The following is a 21,573-nucleotide window of genomic DNA, read 5'->3' on the forward strand; positions in this document are numbered from 1 at the left end:
AAATTCAAATTGAACGACCGTGCTTTTTCGTTGTATGCTGCCTCCGTTCATCCGGACATGCGGCTGTTCGACCGCGCACAATGAAGCGCAGCCAATCCGGCGCGCGATGCATGGAGGCAGGCAGATGGCAGTGGATTACTCGACTCGCGACGGCGTGGCCGTCATCACGCTCAACAATCCGCCCGTCAACGGGCTCGGCCTGTCGACCCGCCAGGGCGTCATGGACGCGCTCGATCGCGCCGCGCAGGACCCGTCGGTCACGGCCATCGTGCTGACCGGCGCGGGCCGCGCGTTCTCGGGCGGGGCCGACATCACCGAATTCAATACGCCGAAGGCCCTGCAGGAGCCGACGCTGCACACCGTGATCCGCGCGGTGGAGGCGAGCGCAAAGCCGGTCGTCGCGGCGCTGCACAGCGTCGTGATGGGCGGCGGCCTCGAGCTCGCGCTCGGCGCGCACTACCGCGTCGCGGCGCCCGGCGCGCAGGTCGCGCTGCCGGAGGTGAAGCTCGGGCTGCTGCCGGGCGCGGGCGGCACGCAGCGCCTGCCGCGCGCGGTGGGGCTCGAAACCGCGCTGAACATGATCGTGTCGGGCGCGCCGGTGCCGTCGGAGCAGCTCGCGAAGAGCGGGCTGTTCGACGACATGGCCGACGGCGACCTGCTCGACGCGGCCGTCGCGTTCGCGCGCAAGGTCGGTGCGCGGAAGGGGCCGCATCCGCGCGTGCGCGATCGCAAGATCGTCCACGAGAACGCGGCGGGCTTCATCCAGTTCGCGCGCAATTCCGCGCGGGCCGCCGCGCCGAATTTCCCCGCGCCGCACAAGTGCATCGACGCGATCGAGGCCGGCGTGCTGAACGGCTTCGACCAGGGCAGCGTCGCCGAGCGCGAGGGCTTCGTCGCGCTGATGATGACCCCGGAAAGCCGCGCGCTGCGCCATGCGTTCTTCGGCGAGCGGGCGGCGAGCAAGATTCCCGACGTGCCGGCCGATACGCCGCTGCGCGAGATCCGCCGGGTCGGCGTGATCGGCGCGGGCACGATGGGCGGCGGGATCGCGATGAACTTCATCAACGCGGGGCTGCCCGTCACGCTGCTCGAGACGAAGCAGGACGCGCTCGAGCGCGGCCTCGCGACGATCCGCAAGAACTACGACGCGCAGGTGAAGAAGGGCAAGCTCACGCAGGAGAAGCTCGACGCGCGCATGGCGCTGATCGCGCCGACGCTGTCCTACGACGACCTGAAGGACGCCGACCTGATCGTCGAAGCCGTGTTCGAGGAACTCGGCGTGAAGGAGCAGGTGTTCAGGAAGCTCGACGAAGTCGCGAAGCCGGGCGCGATCCTCGCGTCCAACACGTCGACGCTCGATGTCGACAAGATCGCGGCGTTCACGAAGCGCCCGCAGGATGTGGTCGGCATGCACTTCTTCAGCCCGGCGAACGTGATGAAGCTGCTCGAGGTCGTGCGCGGCGCGCAGACCGCGAAGGACGTGCTCGCGACCGTGATGGCGGTGGCGAAGAAGATCCGCAAGACGGCGGTCGTGTCGGGCGTGTGCGACGGCTTCATCGGCAACCGGATGATCGAGCAGTACATCCGCCAGGCACTGTTCATGCTCGAGGAAGGCGCGCTGCCCGCGCAGGTCGATCGCGCGATCGAGAAGTTCGGTTTCGCGATGGGGCCGTTCCGGATGAGCGATCTCGCGGGTAACGACATCGGCTGGGCGATCCGCAAGCGGCGCTACGTGGAGAAGCCCGACCTGCAGTATTCGAAGATCGCCGACCGGCTGTGCGAACAGGGCCGCTTCGGCCAGAAGACGGGTGCCGGCTGGTACGACTACGTGCCGGGCGATCGCAAGGCCAAGCCGTCGTCGCTCGTCGACGAGATGGTCGTCGCGTACTCGAAGGAGCGCGGCGTCGAGCGGCGCAAGATCGGCGACGACGAGATCGTCGAGCGGCTGGTGTTCGCGCTCGTCAACGAAGGCGCGAAGATCCTCGAGGAGAAGATCGCGTCGAAGGCGTCCGACATCGACATGGTCTACCTGACCGGCTATGGGTTCCCGCTGTGGCGCGGCGGCCCGATGCTGTACGCGGACATGGTCGGCCTCTACAACGTCGAGCGCGCGATTCGCCGCTATGCGGCCGCGCCGAACGGCGACGCGTGGCAGATCGCGCCGTCGATCGTCGAACTGGCGAAGACTGGCCGCGGGTTCAACGGCTGACGGCCCGCATGACCGCGCGGCCGGGCCAGCAAGGAGAAACGCAATGAAACGCACCGACGACGTCCTGCTCGTGATCGACGTGCAATACGACTTCATGCCGGGCGGCGCGCTCGCGGTGCCCGACGGCGACGCGGTCGTGCCGGTGATCAACGCGCTCGCGCAACGCTTCGACCAGGTCGTGCTCACGCAGGACTGGCACCCGCGCGAGCACGTGTCGTTCGCGGCGAATCACCCGGGTCGCGAGCCGTTTTCCACGCTCGCGCTGCCGTACGGCGAGCAGGTGCTGTGGCCCGTGCACTGCGTGCAGGACACCGACGGCGCGGCGCTGCATCGCGACCTCGACATCCCGCACGCACGGCTCGTGATCCGCAAGGGCGGCGACGCGCAGGTCGACAGCTATTCCGCGTTCGTCGAGGCCGACCGGACGACGCGCACGGGGCTCGCGGGCTATCTGCGCGAACTCGGCGCGAAGCGCGTGTGGTGCTGCGGGCTCGCGACCGACTATTGCGTCGCGTGGTCGGCGCTCGATGCGCGCGCGGCCGGTTTCGAAGCCGCGGTGATCAACGATGCGTGCCGTGCGATCGACCTGAACGGGTCGCTCGCGCACGCATGGCAGCAGATGCAGGCAGCGGGCGTCGCGCATGCGACGTCCGCCGGCGCGCGCCCGGCGGCGTAGCGCATTTCCCATCCGATTCAGCAGGACCGAAGGAGACTCGCATGACCGAAGCCGTAATCGTATCGACCGCACGCACGCCGCTCGCGAAATCCTGGCGCGGCGCATTCAACATGACGCACGGCGCGACGCTCGGCGGCCACGTGGTCGCCGCCGCGCTCGAACGCGCGAAGCTCGACCCGGCGCGCGTCGAGGACGTGATCATGGGCTGCGCGAACCCCGAAGGCGCGACCGGCGCGAACATCGCGCGTCAGATCGCGCTGCGCGCCGGCTTGCCGGTGAGCGTGCCGGGGATGACGGTGAACCGGTTCTGTTCGTCCGGGCTGCAGACCATCGCGCTGGCCGCGCAGCGGATCATCGCCGGCGAAGGCGAGGTCTACGTGGCCGGCGGCGTCGAGTCGATCTCGTGCGTGCAGAACGAGATGAACCGGCACATGATCCAGGAAGGCTGGCTCGTCGAGCACAAGCCCGAGATCTACTGGAACATGCTGCAGACCGCCGAGAACGTCGCGAAGCGCTACGGCATCTCGAAGGAGCGGCAGGACGCGTACGGCGTGCAGTCGCAACTGCGCGCCGCGGCGGCGCAGGAAGCCGGGCGTTTTCGCGACGAGATCGTGCCGATCACCGTGCTCGCGGGTATCGCCGACAAGGCGACGGGCCGCCTGTTCACGCAGGAAGTGACGGTCTCGGCCGACGAAGGCATCCGCCCCGACACGACGCTCGAAGGCGTGTCGAAGATCCGTTCGGCCGTGCCGGGCGGCGTGATCACCGCGGGCAACGCGAGCCAGTTCTCGGACGGCGCGTCGGCATGCGTCGTAATGAGCGCCGAGGCCGCGCAGCGCGAAGGGCTGCAGCCGCTGGGCGCGTTCCGCGGCTTCGCGGTGGCCGGCTGCGAACCGGACGAAATGGGCATCGGCCCGGTGTTCGCGGTGCCCAAGCTGCTGAAGCAGGCCGGGCTGACAGTCGACGACATCGGCCTCTGGGAGCTGAACGAGGCGTTCGCGGTGCAGGTGCTGTATTGCCGCGACACGCTCGGGATTCCTGAGGACCGCCTGAACGTGAACGGCGGCGCGATCGCGGTCGGCCATCCGTACGGCGTGTCGGGCGCGCGCCTGACCGGTCATGCGCTGATCGAAGGCAAGCGGCGCGGCGTGAAGTACGCGGTCGTCACGATGTGCATCGGCGGCGGGCAGGGCGCGGCCGGCCTGTTCGAAATCCTCTGATCTTTGACGGGCGGCGGCCGCGGTCGCGCTTCGGCGTCACCGCCGGCCGCCGCGGCGAATCGGCGCGACCGACGCGCCATTCGCAACGATCGGGATGCAAAAGGCATGCACCCGGCAATGCCGTTTCCCCTGACTTGTCAAACGAATTGCCCCACCTATACTTGCTCTGACATTCGCCTTTCGGCACGATGGGCCAGATCGTGCGTCGCGCGATCCGTGCCGCGAAGATTCGAATCAACGCAGCAGACCGACCGGGGACCGAATGAGTACGACCTATGCAGCCGGGGAACCGCCGCGCGTCGTCAGCGCGGCCGCGAGGCTCTACGCGAAATGCCTGCTGGTCGGATTCGCGTTGCTGCCTGCCTATCTGATTGCCTATCTGTGGTTCTTCAGCGACCGGAGCGTCGTGTTCGAGAACCACGCTTTCCATGAAATCGCGATCGCGGCGGCGACGATCGAGGGCGCGTTCGTCACCTATGTGACGTGGGTGTGCTACCGGTCGTCCGGCGAGCCGCTGCTGCGCTGGCTGACGCTCGGCTTTCTCGGTTTCGCGATGATCTATGCGCTGCACGGTGCGTTCACCGGGATGGCGCACCACAATATCTGGCTGTTCCTGCTGTACGGGCCCGCGTCGCGGTTCGTGATGTCGGCGCTGCTGCTCACGGGCCTGCTATCGTATTCGCGTCCGCCCGACCGGGTCGACAAGCGCACGAGCGTACGGACGTGGCTGCCGTGGATCGTGTTCTTCCTGATCGTCAACGTGGCGGTCGCGTACATCGCGTATTCGCCGGTCGCGGGCGCGCCGGGCACGCGGCTGTCGATGGAAGGCGGCGCGCTGGTGTTCTCGCTGCTGAACGTGTGCCTGCTGCTCGCGCGGCGGATCCGCTCGCCGCTGATGGTGATCTATGGTGTGTCGATCATGGCGTTCGCGCTGTCGTCGCTCGCGTTCATCCTCGGCAAGCCGTGGAATCACATGTGGTGGCTCGCGCATGCGATCTTCGCGGGCGGGTTCTTCCTGCTCAGTTACGGCGTCGTGCAGGCGCTGCAGACGACGCGCTCGTTCTCGGCGATCTACAGCCAGGAAGACCTGATGAGCCGGCTATCGGAGTCGATGGCGCGCACCGAGAGCGCGTTGCAGGAGCTGCGGCGCACGAACCAGAAGCTCGAGTACATGGCCGCGACCGACCCGATGACAGGCGCGTCGAACCGCCGGCAGTTCATCGCGCAGGTCGAGCGCGAGATCGTGCGGGCCGAGCGCGACGGCACGCCGTTCTGCCTGCTCGCGCTCGACCTCGACAATTTCAAGAACATCAACGATGCGTACGGGCACCAGATCGGCGACGAGGTGCTGCGCGGCGTCGTGCGCCAGTGCCTCGAGGCGATCCGGCCGGCGGGCGGGCTCGCGCGGGTCGGCGGCGAGGAATTCATGGCGCTCTTGCCGGAGATGCCGCTCGAAGGCGCGCGGATGACGGCCGAGCGCGTGCGTTCGTCGATCGCGAGCGCGCCGTTCGGGCTCGATTTCAAGCGCGTGCAGGTGACGGTCAGCGTCGGCGTCGCGCAATACGGCGTCGACGGCGGCACGGTCGATGCGCTGCTGCGGGTGGTCGACGAGCGGCTGTACCAGGCGAAGCGGGAAGGGCGCAATCGCGTGGTGTCGCGGTGATCGGGATTGCCCCGACGCCCCGGGGGCGGGAGCGCCGCCGGGGCATCGGGAGGCCGGTGCAGGCGTCGGTGCCGGCCTGTACGCGCGCGGCGACGCGCTAGCGCGACGCGACCGCCGTCGCCCGCTTCGACTGTTCGTCCTGCGCGGGCTGCGACGCCTGCCACCAGTACTTGCCCGCGCGCTGCTGCGGATCGCGGATCGCGAGATACGTCGTACTCCAGAGCTGCGCCGCGTTGGCTTCGGTCGCGTCGGCGCTGCGCGTGCCGAATGCGTCGGTCTGGTACTTGCCGTTCACGTAGGACCACGTCCACATTTCGGATGTGCGCATGTCGCGTCCGTTCGAGATCACCTGCCAGACCGTCTGCCGCGCCTGCGTGAGCAGCGTGCGCGTCGCGGCCGACAGGTCCTGGCGCGCCAACTGGCGATCGAGCCCGGCCACCCACATCGCCTGCTGCCACGACCAGATCACCGTGCCGTGATACGCGGAGCTCGTGAACTTCGGCCACAGCGACGGGTTCGCATACGCGGGGTTCGCGATCAGCATCCCGGCATCGGTCACGAGCCCCGTCGGGAACGGCCGCGTGACGTCAGCGACGATCCGCTGGAGCTGATCGTCCGGCGGGGTGCCGAACAGCAGCGCGAAGCCGCCGTCGGAATTCATCACCGGAATCGGGTTGCCCTGCTGGTCGAGCGACAGCGCATAGAAGGCGAGCGGTGCGCCGGGCGCGGCGCCGGCCGGCACGCCCGCGGACGGCGCATAAGCCGACACGTCGCTGGCCGCCTGATCGGCCGGCACGCTGACCTGGAACAGCGGCGGCGCCTGCGTTTCCCACGTGGCCGCTGCGGTCGCCGTGTTCGCGAGCGTCGCGCGTTGCTGCGCATCGAGGTACGGGTCGAGCAGGCCGCGGGCGAGGAACGCGTTCGCCGCGCGCAGCGCGGCCGGCACGAGCACCGCGTTCACGTCGTACGGGTAGACGCCGCCGCCGAGGCCGTCGGTGCTGTCGCGCCAGTTGCCGACGATTTCGCCGGGGCGCAGGTGGATCAGATTCGCGACCGACGGCTGCTGCGCGAACGGCTGCGCGGTCGTCGCGACGTGCAGCAGATTGACGACGAGGCGGCTGCCGTTGGTCTGCCCGTCGCTGCCGCGCTGCGCCAGGTATGCGGCCGCGCGGGCCTGGCCGCGCGTATCGTCGATCAGCCACGCGGCCGCGATCGGCGCGAGCAGGTAGTCGCTGTCGATCATCTTGTAGTCGTAGGTCGGCGTCGGATCGTTCGGACGCCCGTTCTTCTGGTTGTCGATCAACGCGAATTCGCCGATGCCTTCCTCGTGCGCGACCTTGCCGTCGGCCGACAGACGGCTCAGCACCGACGACAGGCCGGCCTCGATCGCCGCGGGTTCGAGCACGGGCATCAGCATGCGGACCGAGATCAGCGTGTCGCGGCCGAAGTAGGTGTCGTACTGCCACGAACCGGCCAGCAGCTTGTCGTTGAAGCTCAGGAATTCGAGCACGTTCTGGCTGACCGGGTCGGGGTTCACGGACGGCGCGAACAGGTCGGCGTGCGTGATCGGCGACAGCGGCGTCTCGCCCGACAGCGCATCGACGTGCAGCTTCAGCGTGTGCGAGCCGGCCGGCGCGTTCAGCACCAGCTTGCCGCCGGCTGCCGGCGCGATGCTGCCGCCGTCGCGCAGCGTGATGCGCAGCGCATAGCCGGGCGCGCCGTCGATCCGATCGCGTTGCCATTGCGCGGTGTTGCCCTGCACCGTCGGGGCGGTGAGGATCTGCTGCGGAATCGTCGCGCCGCCGTTGAAGTCGCGCAGGAAGCGCACGTTGCTGAGCACGCCCTGGCGGATCGTCAGCGTCGCGGTGTCGACCGACACGTCGGCGCCGATGCCGTACAGCGGACGGCCCCGCGCGTCCGGGGCCGACAGCGCGGACGGCGGCGTCTCGAGGCGCCAGGTCACCGGCTGCGCGGTATCGTCGAACCACAGCCCGGTGCCGCTGTTGCCGGCGGGGAAGACCACGAGCAGGCGCGGCTTCGTCGACGAGCGCACCAGCAGGTGCGCGGCGACCTTGTCCTGCCGGTAGAACGCGTTGATCTGGCCGCCGGTGTCCATGCGGAACGACAACGCGGCGGTGTTCGACGGCGGGTTGTTCGACCGGACGTCGTCGTCGTTGCAGGCCGACAGCAGGCCGGCGCAGACGAGCCCGAGGCACAGCGACTTCGCAAGGCGATGCATGTTGATGTCCCTCCTGATGAATGGCGATTTTTTATCTGGATGTTCCAGGCGGCGGATATTGGGTCCGCTTGATCCCGTTTTGCATCCATTCTGGCGAATGGCTGAAATTAATCGGGGTGTTGCGATGCTGAAAAAGAAAAACTGGTTGGCAAATAACCGAGTGGACGATAAATGTCGAAGGCAGAAATCGGTCGCGGCGTGCGTCGATGCCCGGCGGGAAAGGCGATACGAGCGGCCTTCGCGCAGGTGAGTGGCGAATCCCGGGCGGTGCGGAAAATGATACGTAAGCCGTCGTAGGCGATTCTAAATTTGCAGGAAAGTCGAAGTCAATAATGTTTCGGTTTTGGAATATTGAATTGGAAATTTGCCGCAATTATTGCCAGTTGCTTCGGTAAAATATGCGATTTGACGAATCCCGATTAAAACATGTCCGGATATCCGGTAACGAAACGATCGGCAATACCGTATCGCGCCGGCGATTGATGCCGGACGGGAAACGAATCGCCGTGTTGTGTCGGCCCGTGTCGTGACGGGCCCGCATGCAAGAAACGGCGCGCGAAGCCGAGCAAGCCGCGTTCCTGCCTATGCCTCGCGTGACGAGGGACCGTGGGCGGGCAGGAAGAACTCGCGCCGGGATCTGCCTTTGGCGCCCCACGATGCTGGTTCAAGGTTCACAAGCGCCATGTTTCAACGTTCTTGATAGTCATCCGGCGATTATCAATCGCTTTTTTTCACTCGTTGGTGGAGCCCGTGATGCCTGCAAACAATCTCAAGGTTCGTCCTCTGGTCGGCGGAATCAAAATTGTCACCCGCAGCAAGGGCGGCACTTTAGGTTTGGTCGTGAAATACAACGGCGACATGTGCTTTGTGACCGCGGGCCATGTGTTCGGAAAGGGGGAGGTGGGGGTGGGGCAGCCCGATGACGCAAACCCGGTGGGTGACCTGGTTGCAAACTTCCTGGGGGACGACCAGGATATCGCCATCGTGAAGGTGGCGTCGGGAGTCGACGCAACGCTCCATGAGATATGGACGGACAGTGGTGCAAAACAGGTGGAGTTCGGTTCAAACGTTCGTCCCACCAAGGACCAGCATTTGTGGTTGCAGGGTGCGCTTTCCGGTCTCGTGAATTGCTCGGTTGCCGGGACAGATGTCGATATCACGGTGCCGGGCATCAACGATCAAGTCAAGAATGTCGTCCTGCTCAACCTGGACGGAGAGGCTCAGACCCAACCGGGCGACAGTGGCGCGCCCGTGGTGGGAAGAGCGGATAACAAGGACGTCTGCTACGGTGTGTACGGCGGGAAAGTCGTGGTCGGCGCAAAAACGTATGGATGGTTCACGCCATTCGAAAACCTGTTTTGGGACTAGTCCGGCGTGATCGAATGTGACGCTGTCAAAGCCCTGGGTGCGCGAGCGCTCGGGGCTTTTGCATTTGGCACCGCTCAAGATACAGCCCATTGGCGCCGGCAAGTTTGGTAGGCTTGCCTTTTGCGCGAGCTTGTCGGATCTTGATACCGGACAGGGCGACCACGAGCGAATGGCGCAAAGGTGTAAAGTGCCCGCCTGCCAAGGGTGACAAGCCAATCGCCGAACCAACACGAACAGGAGCGAACGAAGTGATCAGACATATCGTCATGTGGAAGTTGAAGGAATCGGCGGAAGGCGCGACGCGTGCGCAGAACGCGCTGAAGCTGAAGGAAAAACTCGAAGGCTGCCGCGACCTCGTCCCGGGCACCTTGCAGATCGACGTCGGCGTGGCGACGCCGGGCCTCGACGCGACCGCCGACATCGTGCTCGTCTCCGATTTCGCCGACAAGGCCGCGCTCGACGCGTATCAGGTACATCCGGTTCACCAGGAAGTGAAGAAATTCGTCGTCGCGGTGGCCGAATCGCGCGAGTGCGTCGACTACATCGTCGACGTCGCACGATGAGCGACGCGGCAACCCCGACGGAAGGCCCGTCGATCGAAAGCCCGTTCGTCGATCTGCTCGGCGTGCAGCTCGTGTCCGCGAAGGATGGCGCGAGCGAGATCGTGCTGCCGCTCGAGGAGCGCCACATGAATACGTGGAGCATCGCGCACGGCGGCGTGACGATGACGCTGGCCGATATCGCGCTCGCGATGGCGGCGCGCAGCCTGACCGACGACGGCGTCGGCGTCGTCACGGTCGAGATGAAGGTGAACTTCATGCAGCCGGGCCGCGGCGAGCTGCGCGCTTACGGGCGCGTGATGCACCGCTCGACGACGATGGCCTACTGCGAAGGCGAAGTGCGCGACAGCGACGGCAATTTCGTCGCGAAGGCGCTCGGTACGTTCAAGTACATGCGGCGGCTCGCGGTCGGCCGCGACATCAAGCGGCAACGCTCGCGCACGGCGCCGGACGCCCAGCCCGGCCCGAGCGACGCGTAAGCGTCCGGACGCGCGGCCCTGCCTCGTCGATGAGGCAGGGCCGTTGTGTTTCGCGGCACGGGATGGCCGGCACACCGCGCGGCTCACCTGCCCGGCGCGCGCGTGGCATCATGTCACGCTTGTCCGCTTTGTCCGTTCACGGCGCCACGCCAGCGCCGTCCACACCGATGCCGCTGAATCCGAAGATCGCCCAGGTGCTCGACATGATCGAGCGCGCGAAACGTCCGTCGTATCACCATCAGACGCCGCAGCAGGCGCGCGCCGCGTACGAGAAGAGCGCGCCGATCCTCGACGTCGCGCCGGCGCCGATGCACGCGGTGGAGGAATGCGTCGTGCCGACGCGCGACGGCCGCACGATCGGTGCGCGGCTGTATCTGCCGGTCGAGCCGAGCCTGGCGGAGCCGCTGCCGGCGCTCGTGTACTACCACGGCGGCGGTTTCACGGTCGGCAGCGTCGACACGCACGATGCGCTGTGCCGGATGTTCGCGCGCGATGCGCGCTGCGCGGTGCTGTCGGTCGGCTACCGGCTCGCGCCCGAACACAAATTTCCGACCGCGGTGAACGATGCGGACGACGCATTGCAATGGCTGCATCGCGAGGCCGCCGCGTTCGGCATCGACGCCGCGCGGCTGGCGGTCGGCGGCGACAGCGCGGGCGGCACGCTCGCGACGGTCTGCGCGGTGCTCGCGCGCGACGCGGGCATCCGTCTTGCGCTGCAGCTGCTGATCTATCCGGGCGTGACGGGCCACCAGGACACCGAATCGCACGCGCGGCTCGCGAACGGCTACCTGCTGACGCAGGACACGATCCAGTGGTTTTTCGCGCAATACGTACGCGACCGCGCGGATCGCGACGACTGGCGTTTCGCGCCGCTCGACGGCACGCACGGTGCGCCGTCGTTCGCGGGCGTCGCGCCGGCGTGGATCGCGACGGCCGAATACGATCCGCTGAGCGACGAGGGCGCCGCGTACGCGGACAAGTTGCGCGCGGCCGGCAACGCGGTCACGCTGGTCTGCTATCCGGGGATGATCCACGAATTCTTCAAGATGGGCGGCTACGTGCCCGAGGTACGGGCCGCGCATGCCGACGCGGTCGCGGCGCTGAAGGCCGCATTCGACGAGGTTTGACGGCGGGCGCCCGAGGGCGCGCACGCCGCGGAGGACTGCGATGACGAACGGCGTGGGCGTGGTGGAAACGGGCGACTGGACGGTACTGGGCGGCGACGCCGCGCGAATTCGCGACGCGGTGTTCGTGCGCGAGCAACGGATTCCGCCGGAATGGGAACTCGACGACGACGATCCGCTGTCGCTGCATGCGGTCGCGTACCGGATCGATACGGCGACCGGGCAGCGCCGCGCGGTCGCGACGGGGCGGCTGCTGCCGTCCGGCACGATCGGCCGTGTTGCGGTGCTGGCCGACGTGCGCGGGCAGGGTGTCGGATCGGCCGTGCTCGATGCGTTGCTGGATGCCGCGCGGCGCCGCGGCGAAACCGTCGTGCGGCTGTACGCGCAGGATTCGGCGGTGTCGTTCTATCTGCGGCACGGCTTCGCGGCGGTCGGCGAACCGTTCGTCGAAGCCGGCGTGCCGCACGTCGAGATGGCGCGCGCGCCGTAGCGCGCGCTGCGTGCGTTCAGCGCGGCCGCGTCGCGTCGATATCGAACGTGAATGCGCGCTCGAACGCGCCCGGGCGGACGGTACGGTGCGAGCCGTCGTCGTCGCTGCGCTCCTTGACTTCGACCGTCAAGCGCACGCCTTCCTTCATCGTGACGCGCAACGCGGTGGTGCCGCGCGTGCCGTATTCGGGCGTCTCGATGAACGCGGCCGACAGCGCACGCTCGCGCTCGATCGGAATGCCCGTGTGCGGCAGCGCGTCGTCGTCCGCGACGTGCGGGTCGCGCATCAGCTCGATCAGTTCGTCGAGCGACGGCGTCGGATTGTCGGTGAGCAGCGTGCCGAGCTCCGCACGCTTGCGCACGACTTTCGGCCAGGGCGTATCGAGCCGTGCATTCGACAACGCATGCACGCCCGGCTCGATCGCGACGGGCGCGGCGACACGGCTTTCGCCCTCGGGCGCGCGGTTGCAGAACCAGGCGAGCTCGCGCCGGCGCCAGTCGCCGACGAGCAGGTTGAAGCCGTTGTACACGGCCGCATGCTCGGCGAGCTGCGCGAGATAGTCGAGCGGCGCGACGGACGCGCCGCCGAGAAAGTCGGATACCAGCTTGCCGCGGGTCGGCGCACCCGCCCGGATGTCGAACGGCGCGCGGTAGTTGGTCAGCGCGGCGAAGCGGCCGTCGCGCGATACGCCGAGCCACGTGCCGCCTGCCTCGAGATCGCGGCCGGCCAGTACGCCCGGCACGTCTTCCCACCACGAGAGCGGCGCGCTGGTCCGGCGAAAGAATTCGTCGCGATTGGCGGCGAGGGTAAAGACGGGACCGGCGGCGGCATCGGGCTGCCAGTCGAAGGCAATCAGACACATCGGGCGAATCTCTCGCAGGAAACGTCGGGCGCCGGCAGCGACTCGCGAGCCGGCGCGCGAACGGGTTGTCAGTGCATCACGCTTCGGTCGGCCACGCGTAAGGCAGCGCGTCGAACGCGAGCGCCGGGCCGTCGGCCGAACCGAGGTGCACCGTGCCGCCGTCGAGCGCGGCGAGCTTGATCTCGACGAGCGCGTCGACGCCGCCCGCCGGCGCGGCCGCCGCGTTGACGATCATCCCGCACGGCTGGCCCGGGTCGTCGCTGTGGAACAGCTCGACGCCGGCGTGCACGGTATCGGTCTCGCCGGCGACGTGCGCGAGCGCGGTGCGGCGCTTGATCGTGCCGCGGTACTGGCTGCGCGCGACCACTTCCTGGCCCGGGTAGCACCCTTTCCTGAAGTTAACGGCACCGATCACGTCGAAGTTGACCATTTGCGGCACGAACTGTTCGACGGCCGGCTGCGTGATGCGCGGCTCGCCCGCGCGAACGTCGAGCCAGTCCCACACGGCGGGCGACACGACGGGCAGCGTGCCGGCGAGCGCGGCGAGGCGCGCGTCGACTTCGGCGCGCGGGCCGATCCACAGGTAGCGCTTGCGGCCGGCCGCGTCGGGCACGCGGATCAGCGCGCCGGCCGGGCCGTCGACCTTCACGTGCACGCCGTCCGGCAGCGCATCGAAGATGCCCGACAGCGCGTCGCGGACGTCGCCCGCGAAGCCGGCCACCGCGAGCGTGTCGCTCGCGTCCGTCAGCTTCGCCTTCGCGCGCAGCACGAACATCGACAGCCGCTTCTGCACGGCGGCCTGCACGTCCTTCGACACGAGCAGGCGCACGCCGTGGCCGGCCCGCCACGCGACGAACGACGCGAGCAGGCGCCCCTTCGGCGAGCAGTACCCGGACAGCCGGGCGCTGCCGGCATCGAGATGCTCGATGTCGTTGGTGAGCTGGCTGTGCAGGAACGTCGCGGCGTCGTCGCCGGCCACGTCGATCACGCCGAACTGCGGCAGCGGCATGCAGGCGCCCGGCGCGTCGAAATCGGCGGCGCACGGGCGGGGGAAAACGGGAAGCGAGGCAGAGGCGGCCTGGGCAGCCGGTGAAGCGAACGGTGTGCTCATGGAATGAGGGAACAGTCAACCCTGACTTTGACGAAGGCGAGCAAGTATTATATGGGTCTTACCTGAGTCACGTTTCCATGTCCCTACTGAAGAAATGCGCCGCGACGATCGTGGCGCTGGCCGTCGTTGTGGCCGCTGCCGGCGCGGGCGGCGGGTATTACTGGGCGACCCGGCCGCTGTTGCTGGGCTCGGCATCGCTCGACGTCACGATCAAGCCGCGCAGCAGCGTGAAGAGCGTCGCGCTGCAGCTCAAGCGCGGCGGCGTGCCGGTCGAGCCGTTCGCGTTCGTCGCGATGACGCGCGTGCTCGGGCTGTCGAGCCGGCTCAAATCGGGCAACTACGAATTCAAGACCGGCATCACGCCGTACGACGTGCTGCAGAAGATCGCGCGCGGCGACGTGAACGAATACGTCGCGACGGTGATCGAGGGCTGGACCTTCAAGCGGATGCGCGCGGAACTCGACGCGAACCCCGATCTGGCGCACGCGACGGCCGGCATGAGCGACGCCGAGCTGCTGCGCGCGATCGGCGCGCCGGACAGCGCGGTGCAGCGCGGCAGCGGCGAGGGGTTGTTCTTCCCCGATACCTACCTGTTCGACAAGGGCACGAGCGACCTGAACATCTACCGGCGCGCCTACCGCCTGATGCAGACGCGCGTCGACGAGGCATGGGCCGCGCGCACGCCGGGGCTGCCGTACAAGTCGCCTTACGAAATGCTGACGATCGCGTCGATCGTCGAGAAGGAAACCGGTCACGCGGCCGACCGCGCATTCGTCGCGGCCGTGTTCGCGAACCGGCTGCGCATCGGCATGCCGCTGCAGACCGATCCGTCGGTGATCTACGGGCTCGGCGACGCGTACGACGGCCGTCTGCGCAAGCGCGACCTGCAGGCCGACACTCCTTACAATACCTACACCCGACGCGGGCTGCCGCCCACGCCGATCGCGTTGCCGGGCGTCGCCGCGCTGCAGGCGGCGGTCAATCCGGCCCCGACGAGCGCGCTCTATTTCGTCGCGAAGGGCGACGGCACGAGCGTGTTCTCGGACACGCTCGGCGACCACAACAAGGCCGTGGACAAGTACATACGAGGTCAATAATGGCGAGCGGTAAATTCATCACGTTCGAAGGCATCGACGGGGCGGGGAAGACCACCCACCTGCAATGGTTCTGCGAACGCCTCCAGGGCCGGCTGGCCGCGGCCGGCCGGCAGGTCGTCGTCACTCGCGAGCCGGGCGGCACGCAGCTCGGCGAGAAACTGCGCGAGATCCTGCTGAACCAGCCGATGGATCTCGAGACGGAAGCGCTGCTGATGTTCGCCGCGCGCCGCGAGCACCTCGCGCTCGTGATCGAGCCGGCGCTCGCGCGCGGCGACTGGGTCGTGTCCGACCGCTTCACCGACGCGACGTTCGCGTACCAGGGCGGCGGCCGCGGGCTGCCGCGCGACAAGCTCGAGACGCTCGAGCGCTGGGTGCAGGGCGGTTTCCAGCCCGACCTCACGGTATTGTTCGACGTCGCGCCGCAGGTCGCGAGCGAGCGTCGCGGCGCCGCGCGCATGCCCGACAAGTTCGAAAGCGAGTCGGACGCGTTCTTCACCCGCACGCGCGCCGAATACCTGCGGCGCGCGGAAGAGGCGCCGCACCGTTTCGCGATCGTCGACGCGACGCGATCGATTCCCGAGATCCGCCAGCAGCTCGAACGCGTGCTCGCCGCGCTGTAACCCGCAAGGAACGCACCCGATGATCTATCCGTGGCAAACCGACGACTGGAACCGCCTGCAGCAACTGCGTGCGCAATGGCCGCATGCGCTGCTGCTGCACGGTCAGGCCGGGATCGGCAAGCTGCAGTTCGCGCAGCATCTCGCGCAGGGCTTCCTGTGCGAAGCGCCGCGGCCGAACGGCGAGCCGTGCGGCACGTGCGCGGCCTGCAACTGGTTCTCGCAGGGCAACCATCCGGACTACCGGATCGTGCTGCCGGAGGCGCTGGCGGGCGAGGCGCCGGGCGCGGCGGACGACGCGAAGCAGGCCGACGCGGACGAAGGCGGCAAGAAGACGCGGGCGCCGAGCAAGGAAATCAAGATCGAGCAGGTGCGCGCGCTGCTCGACTTCTGCGGGGTCGGCTCGCACCGCGGCGGCGCGCGCGTCGTCGTGCTGTATCCGGCCGAGGCGCTCAATGTCGCCGCGTCGAACGCGCTGCTGAAGACGCTGGAGGAACCGCCGCCCGGCGTCGTGTTCCTGCTCGTATCGGCGCGCATCGACCGCCTGTTGCCGACGATCATCAGCCGCTGCCGCCAGTGGCCGATGACCGTGCCGGCGCCGGAGGCCGCCGCCGCGTGGCTCGCGGCGCAGGGCGTCGACCAGGCCGGCGCGCTGCTCGCCGAAGCCGGCGGCGCGCCGCTCGCCGCGCTCGCGCTCGCGAGCGACGAGAACCGCCCGCTGCGCGACTACACGCTCGGGCAACTGGCCGCCGGTGCGGCCTGCGATCCGTTCGCCTGCGGCGAGACGCTGCAGAAGCTGCCGGTGCCGCTGGTGCTCGGCTGGCTGCAGCGCTGGCTGTACGATCTGCTCGCGCAGCGGATGGCCGGCGCGCCGCGCTACTTCCCGATGCACGCGGCCGCGCTCACGCGCTGCGCGGAAGCGGTCGACGCCAACGCGTTCGCGCGTTTCATGAAAGCCGTGACGCGGCAGCGGACGGTCGAGAACCATCCGCTCAACGCACGGCTCGTATTCGAGGAATTGTTTCTCGGATATCGGGAAATGTTTGTTTGATCCGGCATTGATTCCGATGGGTTGCGAAACGATGAGCGGATCACGCGGGGGTGCGACGGTGGCCGGTGAGGCCGCGGCCGTCGCCCGGTGCCGCATGCCGGCGAGCGCATGAGCGCCCGTCTCACGTATTCAGGAAACACGATGTTCGTCGACTCTCACTGCCACATCAATTTCAAGGGCCTGGCCGACCGCCTGCCGGCCGTTCTCGAGAACATGCGCGAGCACGACGTCACGCACGCGCTGTGCGTGTCGGTCGATTTCGAGACGCTGCCCGACGTGCTCGCGATCGCCGAGGCGCACGACAACGTGTACGCGTCGGTCGGCGTGCATCCCGATCATGAGGACGCACGCGAGCCGACGCTCGCGGAGCTCGTCGAACTGGCCGCGCACCCGAAGGTCGTCGCGATCGGCGAAACCGGCCTCGACTACTACCGCCTCGAAGGCCGCTCGATCGCCGACATGGAATGGCAGCGCGAACGCTTTCGCACGCACATCCGCGCGGCGACCGCGACGATGAAGCCGCTGATCGTCCACACGCGTTCGTCGTCGGAAGACACGCTGCGGATCATGGCCGAGGAGCGCGCGGACGTGCCGGGCGGCGTGATGCACTGCTTCACCGAGCCGTGGCCGGTCGCCGAGCAGGCGCTTGCGCAGAACTTCCATATCTCGCTGTCGGGCATCGTCACGTTCAAGAACGCGACCGACGTGCAGGACGTCGCGCGGCGCGTGCCGCTCGACCGGCTGCTGATCGAGACCGACTCGCCGTACCTCGCGCCGGTGCCGTATCGCGGCAAGCCGAATGAACCTGCGTACGTCAGCCATGTCGGACGCTTTATCGCCGCCGAGCGCGGGATCGCTGTCGAGGCGCTCGCCGATGCGACGACGCAGAACTTTTTCCGGCTGTTCAAGATCGCCCGCTGACGACGCGCGCGCAGCCGACAACCCAGGGAAGGAGCCCACAACAATGACGAAGCCGACCAACCATCTGCCCAAACGCGCCCTCGTTGCCGCCGCATTCGTCGCGAGCGGCCTGTTTGCCGCCGCCGGCGCGCATGCCGAGTCGCTCGACGCGATCGTCAAGGCCGTCAAGTTCGACGACATCGCCGATATCGGCAAGCAGCTCAAGAGCGGCAAGCTCGATCCGAACACGGTCGCGCCGAACGGCGACCCGATCCTCGTGATCGCCGCCCGCGAGAAGTCCGACAAGGTCGCGGCCGCGATCGCCACGACGCCGAACGTCGATCTCGAGAAGGAAGACAAGGCCGGCGAGAACGCGCTGATGCTCGCGTCGCTGAACGGCGACCTCGACCTCGTCAAGCTGCTGATCGACAAGGGCGCGGAAGTCAGCAAGAAGGGCTGGGCGCCGCTGCACTACGCGGCGACCAACGGCCAGGACGCGGTCGTCAAGGTGCTGCTCGACCACGACGCATACATCGACACGGCGTCGCCGAACGGCACGACGCCGCTGATGATGGCCGCGCGCGGCAACCATGCGTCGACGGTCACGCTGCTGCTCGACCAGGGCGCCGATCCGCAGGTGAAGAACCAGCTCGGCATCACCGCGCTCGAGTTCGCGAAGCACTACAACGCGCCGGACGCGATCGAGATCCTGAGCAAGCGGACGACGCGTATCGGTGCAGCGACGCCGGCAGATGCGCAAAAGAGTGCAAAATAACGTTTTTTGGTGCGGCGGCGCCTGTTCGCCCGGCCGGCTTCCGGACGGAGCGGGGCATGCTTCGCCGCACCGGCCAGGACAGCAGGCGGTCTCGGGCCGCATTGACATAAGAAGGAACACCATGTTGCGCGCAATGTTTTGTGCCGCGGCGTTTGCCGTGCCGTTGTCGGCGGCGGCTTTCACGGGCGCGGATCTCGACCGGCTGTGCGCGAAGACGGACGTCAAGTCGCGGGCGTCGTGCGCGGCCTATATCGAAGGCGCCGCCGACGGCGTCTACAACACGATCGATGCGATCGGCGGCACCACGGGGCCGCGCGTCGGCCAGTACTTCTGCCTGCCGCCCGACATCCGGGCGCAACAGATGACGGACGCGGTGCGCAAGTACATCGCGGAAAATCCGAAGCTGGCCGACTACAACGCGAGCACCGCGGTGTCGCTCGGTCTCGGCAAGGCGTTTCCCTGCAGGAACGGCAACTGATCCGACGCCGTGTCCGGGCGGAGACGGGCCCGGACGTCGCCGACGCATCCAGGACGAAGCCTGTGCGCTTCATCACTCGAGGGCGCCGATGATTTCAATCGAGGAACTGCAGCGCATCGCCGATGCGCCGCTGCATTCGTGGCTCGGCACGCTGGGCGTGTCGGTCATCGTCGTACTGGTCGTCACGGTCGTGCACCGCCTCGGCGCACGCATCGTCAAACGCATCGCGCAGCCGTATCCGCTGATGAGCGCGATCCTGCGCTACATCGACAAGCCGTCGCTCGTCGTGCTGGCGTTGCTGGCGCTCGAATTCCTGTGGGTCCAGGCGGACGACGGCATGTCGTTCGTGCGCGGCATGCGCACCGCGGCCGCGGTCGGCTCCATCGTGTCGCTCACGTGGCTGCTGGTGCGGCTCGCGGCCGGCGTCGGCGACGCGATCATCCAGGCCCATCCGATCGATACGGCCGACAACCTCCAGGCGCGGCGCGTCCATACGCAGGCCAAGGTGCTCGTGCGGACCGTGATGGTGCTGATCGTGATCATCGGCACCGGTGCCGCGCTGATGACGTTCCCGAACGTGCGCCAGGTCGGCGCGAGCCTGCTGGCGTCGGCCGGCGTGGCGGGGCTGGTCGCCGGTATCGCCGCGCGGCCGGTGCTCGGCAACCTGATCGCCGGATTGCAGATCGCGCTCACGCAGCCGATCCGGCTCGACGACGTGGTCGTGATCCAGGGCGAGTGGGGGCGCATCGAGGAAATCACCGGCTCGTTCGTGTCGGTGCGGCTGTGGGACCAGCGGCGTCTCGTCGTGCCGCTGCAGTGGATCATCGAGAACCCGTTCACGAACTGGACGCGCAGCAGCGCGGAGATCATCGGCACCGTCTACCTGTCGGTCGATTACCGCACGCCGCTCGCGCCGCTGCGCGAGGAACTCGCGCGGCTCGTCCACGCCGCGCCCGAGTGGGACGGCCGCGTGCAGGTGCTGCAGGTGACCGACGCGACGGAGCGCACGATGCAGTTGCGCGCGCTCGTCAGCGCGGCCGATTCGTCGTCGTGCTGGGATCTGCGCTGCCGCGTGCGGGAGGGGCTGATCGCGTATCTGCAGGACCGCTATCCGCAATGCCTGCCGCGCAGCCGGATGGAGCTGTATCCGCACGAATCCGCGCCCGACGCGCCGAATCCCGAACGGCCGCACGCGCGCGCGCCTGCCGCCAGCACCGCGGCCAACACCGCCGCCGACCCGCAGGCCGCCGAAGGCCGCTGAGCGCGGCCCGGCGCCTGTTTGCGATTCCCCGCTCTCCATTCCCATGACCGCGCTGAAGACGCTCGCCATCGCCAACTACCGCTCGCTGCGCGAGCTGATCGTGCCGCTCGCGGCGCTCAACGTCGTCACGGGGCCGAACGGCAGCGGCAAATCGAGCGTGTACCGCGCGCTGCGGCTGCTCGCCGATACCGCGCAGGGCCGCGTGATCCCGTCGCTCGCGCGCGAGGGCGGCTTGCCGTCGACGTTGTGGGCCGGCCCCGAGCGCTTCTCGCGCGCGATGCTGGCCGGCGAGACGCCGGTGACGGGCACCGTGCGCAAGGGGCCGGTGAGCCTGAAGCTCGGCTTCGCATGCGACGATTTCGGCTATTCGATCGATCTCGGCCTGCCGCTGCCGAGCAACTCGCAGTTCGCGCTCGATCCGGTGGTCAAGCGTGAATGCATCTGGGGCGGCGCGGTGCTGCGCCCGTCCACGCTGCTGGTCGACCGACAGGGTGCGCAGATCCGTGCGCGTACCGCATCCGGCGACTGGCAGACGATTCCGCAGCCGGTCGCGAGCTTCGACAGCATGATGACCGAGTTCGCCGATCCGACCGGCGCGCCCGAGATGATCGCGGTGCGCGAACGGATCCGCTCGTGGCGCTTTTACGACCATTTCCGGACCGATGCGCAGGCACCGGCCCGCCAGTCGAACATCGGCACGCATACGCCGGTGCTCGCGGACGACGGGGCCGACCTGGCCGCCGCGCTGCAGACGATCCGCGAAATCGGCGACGCGGCGGCGCTTGATACGGCGATCGACGACGCGTTTCCCGGCGCGTCGGTCGAGATCGACAATCCGGGCGGGCGCGGCCGCTTCGACGTACTGATGCGTCAGCCGGGGCTGCTGCGGCCGCTCGCGGCGGCCGAGCTGTCCGACGGCACGCTGCGCTACCTGCTGCTCGCGGCCGCGCTGCTGACGCCGCGGCCGCCGGCGCTGATGGTGCTGAACGAACCGGAGACGAGCCTGCATCCCGATCTGCTGCCGGCGCTCGGCCGCCTGATCGCCCGGGCGGCCCGGCGCTCGCAGGTCCTGGTCGTGTCGCATGCGGCGCGGCTCATCGCGACGCTCGAGCGCGAGGCCGGCTGCGAATCGCTGGTGCTCGACAAGCAGCTCGGCGCGACCGCGCTCGTCGATGCCGACTCGCGCGACCTGCCGGCCTGGAAGTGGCCGTCGCGCTGAGCGACCGATTCGCGCGCGTCGTGCCGTGACCGGCGCGCGCAGGCATCGAATCGGCCGGCCTGCGCGCGAGGCGAGGCGACAGGCCCCCAATCGGCCGAGTGTATCCGGTCTGTAACAACCCCCAAAAAATGAAAGACCTGCGGTTCCGCTCATCGGGATCGCGAATAATAATGC

General features: G+C 68.3%; 20 protein-coding genes. 17 read left to right on the plus strand and 3 right to left on the minus strand.

Going from position 1 to position 21,573, the window contains the following annotated elements:
- Positions 1 to 124 precede the first annotated feature (124 nt).
- The 4 genes from HWX62_RS13190 to HWX62_RS13205 all read left to right on the plus strand — a co-directional run bounded on the left by HWX62_RS13190 (position 125) and on the right by HWX62_RS13205 (position 5,768).
- On the plus strand, positions 125 to 2,209 hold the full coding sequence (locus HWX62_RS13190) for a 3-hydroxyacyl-CoA dehydrogenase NAD-binding domain-containing protein (RefSeq protein ID WP_175928970.1): 2,085 nt from the start codon (positions 125 to 127) through the stop codon (positions 2,207 to 2,209).
- Between the two features lie 43 nt (positions 2,210 to 2,252).
- Complete coding sequence (pncA, locus tag HWX62_RS13195; protein WP_006483895.1) at positions 2,253 to 2,885, plus strand: bifunctional nicotinamidase/pyrazinamidase; 633 nt, start codon at positions 2,253 to 2,255, stop codon at positions 2,883 to 2,885.
- 41 nt (positions 2,886 to 2,926) lie between these two features.
- The gene (locus HWX62_RS13200) at positions 2,927 to 4,105 is read left to right on the plus strand and encodes an acetyl-CoA C-acyltransferase (RefSeq protein ID WP_175928972.1); all 1,179 of its coding nucleotides are present in this window, start codon (positions 2,927 to 2,929) and stop codon (positions 4,103 to 4,105) included.
- Between the two features lie 262 nt (positions 4,106 to 4,367).
- Positions 4,368 to 5,768 carry a sensor domain-containing diguanylate cyclase gene (locus tag HWX62_RS13205; RefSeq protein WP_175928973.1) on the plus strand — a complete coding sequence of 467 codons (1,401 nt, stop codon included), beginning with the start codon at positions 4,368 to 4,370 and terminating at the stop codon, positions 5,766 to 5,768.
- A gap of 97 nt (positions 5,769 to 5,865) precedes the next feature.
- On the opposite strand, the gene HWX62_RS13210 is transcribed toward HWX62_RS13205, so the two are convergent.
- Positions 5,866 to 8,007 carry a hypothetical protein gene (locus tag HWX62_RS13210; protein ID WP_175928975.1) on the minus strand — a complete coding sequence of 714 codons (2,142 nt, stop codon included), beginning with the start codon at positions 8,005 to 8,007 and terminating at the stop codon, positions 5,866 to 5,868.
- 753 nt (positions 8,008 to 8,760) lie between these two features.
- On the opposite strand from HWX62_RS13210, the gene HWX62_RS13215 reads away from it, so the two are divergent.
- The 5 genes from HWX62_RS13215 (at position 8,761) to HWX62_RS13235 (ending at position 12,028) form a co-directional block, all read left to right on the plus strand.
- Positions 8,761 to 9,375 (plus strand): hypothetical protein, encoded by a 615-nt coding sequence (locus HWX62_RS13215; protein ID WP_175928976.1) that lies wholly within the window; start codon positions 8,761 to 8,763, stop codon positions 9,373 to 9,375.
- Between the two features lie 248 nt (positions 9,376 to 9,623).
- Positions 9,624 to 9,938, plus strand: a complete 315-nt coding sequence (locus HWX62_RS13220; protein ID WP_175928978.1) for a Dabb family protein — start codon at positions 9,624 to 9,626, stop codon at positions 9,936 to 9,938.
- A complete protein-coding gene (locus tag HWX62_RS13225; RefSeq protein WP_006483907.1) occupies positions 9,935 to 10,414 on the plus strand; it encodes a PaaI family thioesterase in 480 nt (159 codons plus the stop codon). Before HWX62_RS13220 ends, HWX62_RS13225 begins: the two co-directional genes overlap by 4 nt.
- Positions 10,415 to 10,581: 167 nt before the next feature.
- Positions 10,582 to 11,541: an alpha/beta hydrolase gene (locus HWX62_RS13230; RefSeq protein WP_175928980.1), complete on the plus strand. Its 960-nt coding sequence runs from the start codon at positions 10,582 to 10,584 to the stop codon at positions 11,539 to 11,541.
- 40 nt (positions 11,542 to 11,581) lie between these two features.
- Complete coding sequence (locus HWX62_RS13235) at positions 11,582 to 12,028, plus strand: GNAT family N-acetyltransferase (RefSeq protein WP_175928982.1); 447 nt, start codon at positions 11,582 to 11,584, stop codon at positions 12,026 to 12,028.
- Positions 12,029 to 12,044: 16 nt separating this feature from the next.
- Here HWX62_RS13235 and HWX62_RS13240 read toward each other — a convergent pair whose 3' ends face one another.
- Together HWX62_RS13240 and HWX62_RS13245 are read right to left on the minus strand one after the other, a co-directional pair.
- Entirely contained in the window at positions 12,045 to 12,890 is an 846-nt protein-coding gene (locus tag HWX62_RS13240) for an NRDE family protein (protein WP_175928984.1), read from the minus strand.
- 76 nt (positions 12,891 to 12,966) lie between these two features.
- Positions 12,967 to 14,001 (minus strand): folate-binding protein YgfZ, encoded by a 1,035-nt coding sequence (locus HWX62_RS13245; RefSeq protein WP_175928985.1) that lies wholly within the window; start codon positions 13,999 to 14,001, stop codon positions 12,967 to 12,969.
- A 77-nt stretch (positions 14,002 to 14,078) separates the two neighbouring features.
- Between HWX62_RS13245 and mltG the strand changes: the two genes are divergently transcribed.
- The 8 genes from mltG to HWX62_RS13285 all read left to right on the plus strand — a co-directional run bounded on the left by mltG (position 14,079) and on the right by HWX62_RS13285 (position 21,399).
- On the plus strand, positions 14,079 to 15,098 hold the full coding sequence (gene mltG, locus HWX62_RS13250; RefSeq protein WP_175928986.1) for an endolytic transglycosylase MltG: 1,020 nt from the start codon (positions 14,079 to 14,081) through the stop codon (positions 15,096 to 15,098).
- Entirely contained in the window at positions 15,098 to 15,718 is a 621-nt protein-coding gene (gene tmk / locus HWX62_RS13255) for a dTMP kinase (protein WP_175928987.1), read from the plus strand. The genes mltG and tmk overlap by 1 nt, the downstream gene beginning before the upstream one ends.
- Before the next feature lie 19 nt (positions 15,719 to 15,737).
- On the plus strand, positions 15,738 to 16,766 hold the full coding sequence (locus HWX62_RS13260; protein ID WP_175928988.1) for a DNA polymerase III subunit delta': 1,029 nt from the start codon (positions 15,738 to 15,740) through the stop codon (positions 16,764 to 16,766).
- A 141-nt stretch (positions 16,767 to 16,907) separates the two neighbouring features.
- Positions 16,908 to 17,687, plus strand: coding sequence for a TatD family hydrolase (locus tag HWX62_RS13265; protein ID WP_175928989.1), 780 nt, complete (start codon positions 16,908 to 16,910; stop codon positions 17,685 to 17,687).
- A gap of 43 nt (positions 17,688 to 17,730) precedes the next feature.
- Positions 17,731 to 18,441 carry an ankyrin repeat domain-containing protein gene (locus HWX62_RS13270; protein WP_175928990.1) on the plus strand — a complete coding sequence of 237 codons (711 nt, stop codon included), beginning with the start codon at positions 17,731 to 17,733 and terminating at the stop codon, positions 18,439 to 18,441.
- Positions 18,442 to 18,562: 121 nt separating this feature from the next.
- Positions 18,563 to 18,919, plus strand: a complete 357-nt coding sequence (locus tag HWX62_RS13275; RefSeq protein ID WP_011549636.1) for a Rap1a/Tai family immunity protein — start codon at positions 18,563 to 18,565, stop codon at positions 18,917 to 18,919.
- A gap of 88 nt (positions 18,920 to 19,007) precedes the next feature.
- Entirely contained in the window at positions 19,008 to 20,180 is a 1,173-nt protein-coding gene (locus HWX62_RS13280) for a mechanosensitive ion channel domain-containing protein (RefSeq protein ID WP_175928991.1), read from the plus strand.
- A gap of 43 nt (positions 20,181 to 20,223) precedes the next feature.
- The gene (locus HWX62_RS13285) at positions 20,224 to 21,399 is read left to right on the plus strand and encodes an AAA family ATPase (protein WP_175928992.1); all 1,176 of its coding nucleotides are present in this window, start codon (positions 20,224 to 20,226) and stop codon (positions 21,397 to 21,399) included.
- Positions 21,400 to 21,573: the final 174 nt, after the last annotated feature.

The organism is Burkholderia sp. BCC0506 (assembly GCF_902833145.1).
Classification (GTDB): Bacteria; Pseudomonadota; Gammaproteobacteria; order Burkholderiales; family Burkholderiaceae; genus Burkholderia.

Bases quoted from the DNA above. Each gene is read 5' to 3' on its own strand.
- HWX62_RS13285 (WP_175928992.1), top strand. From the start codon at position 20,224: ATGACCGCGCTGAAGACGCTCGCCATCGCCAACTACCGCTCGCTGCGC.
- HWX62_RS13260 (WP_175928988.1), top strand. From the start codon at position 15,738: ATGATCTATCCGTGGCAAACCGACGACTGGAACCGCCTGCAGCAACTG.
- mltG (WP_175928986.1), top strand. From the start codon at position 14,079: ATGTCCCTACTGAAGAAATGCGCCGCGACGATCGTGGCGCTGGCCGTC.
- HWX62_RS13280 (WP_175928991.1), top strand. From the start codon at position 19,008: ATGATTTCAATCGAGGAACTGCAGCGCATCGCCGATGCGCCGCTGCAT.
- HWX62_RS13230 (WP_175928980.1), top strand. From the start codon at position 10,582: ATGCCGCTGAATCCGAAGATCGCCCAGGTGCTCGACATGATCGAGCGC.
- HWX62_RS13225 (WP_006483907.1), top strand. From the start codon at position 9,935: ATGAGCGACGCGGCAACCCCGACGGAAGGCCCGTCGATCGAAAGCCCG.
- HWX62_RS13275 (WP_011549636.1), top strand. From the start codon at position 18,563: ATGTTGCGCGCAATGTTTTGTGCCGCGGCGTTTGCCGTGCCGTTGTCG.
- HWX62_RS13200 (WP_175928972.1), top strand. From the start codon at position 2,927: ATGACCGAAGCCGTAATCGTATCGACCGCACGCACGCCGCTCGCGAAA.
- HWX62_RS13245 (WP_175928985.1), bottom strand. From the start codon at position 14,001: ATGAGCACACCGTTCGCTTCACCGGCTGCCCAGGCCGCCTCTGCCTCG.
- HWX62_RS13205 (WP_175928973.1), top strand. From the start codon at position 4,368: ATGAGTACGACCTATGCAGCCGGGGAACCGCCGCGCGTCGTCAGCGCG.
- HWX62_RS13210 (WP_175928975.1), bottom strand. From the start codon at position 8,007: ATGCATCGCCTTGCGAAGTCGCTGTGCCTCGGGCTCGTCTGCGCCGGC.
- HWX62_RS13240 (WP_175928984.1), bottom strand. From the start codon at position 12,890: ATGTGTCTGATTGCCTTCGACTGGCAGCCCGATGCCGCCGCCGGTCCC.
- pncA (WP_006483895.1), top strand. From the start codon at position 2,253: ATGAAACGCACCGACGACGTCCTGCTCGTGATCGACGTGCAATACGAC.
- HWX62_RS13235 (WP_175928982.1), top strand. From the start codon at position 11,582: ATGACGAACGGCGTGGGCGTGGTGGAAACGGGCGACTGGACGGTACTG.
- HWX62_RS13215 (WP_175928976.1), top strand. From the start codon at position 8,761: ATGCCTGCAAACAATCTCAAGGTTCGTCCTCTGGTCGGCGGAATCAAA.
- HWX62_RS13265 (WP_175928989.1), top strand. From the start codon at position 16,908: ATGTTCGTCGACTCTCACTGCCACATCAATTTCAAGGGCCTGGCCGAC.
- HWX62_RS13270 (WP_175928990.1), top strand. From the start codon at position 17,731: ATGACGAAGCCGACCAACCATCTGCCCAAACGCGCCCTCGTTGCCGCC.
- tmk (WP_175928987.1), top strand. From the start codon at position 15,098: ATGGCGAGCGGTAAATTCATCACGTTCGAAGGCATCGACGGGGCGGGG.
- HWX62_RS13190 (WP_175928970.1), top strand. From the start codon at position 125: ATGGCAGTGGATTACTCGACTCGCGACGGCGTGGCCGTCATCACGCTC.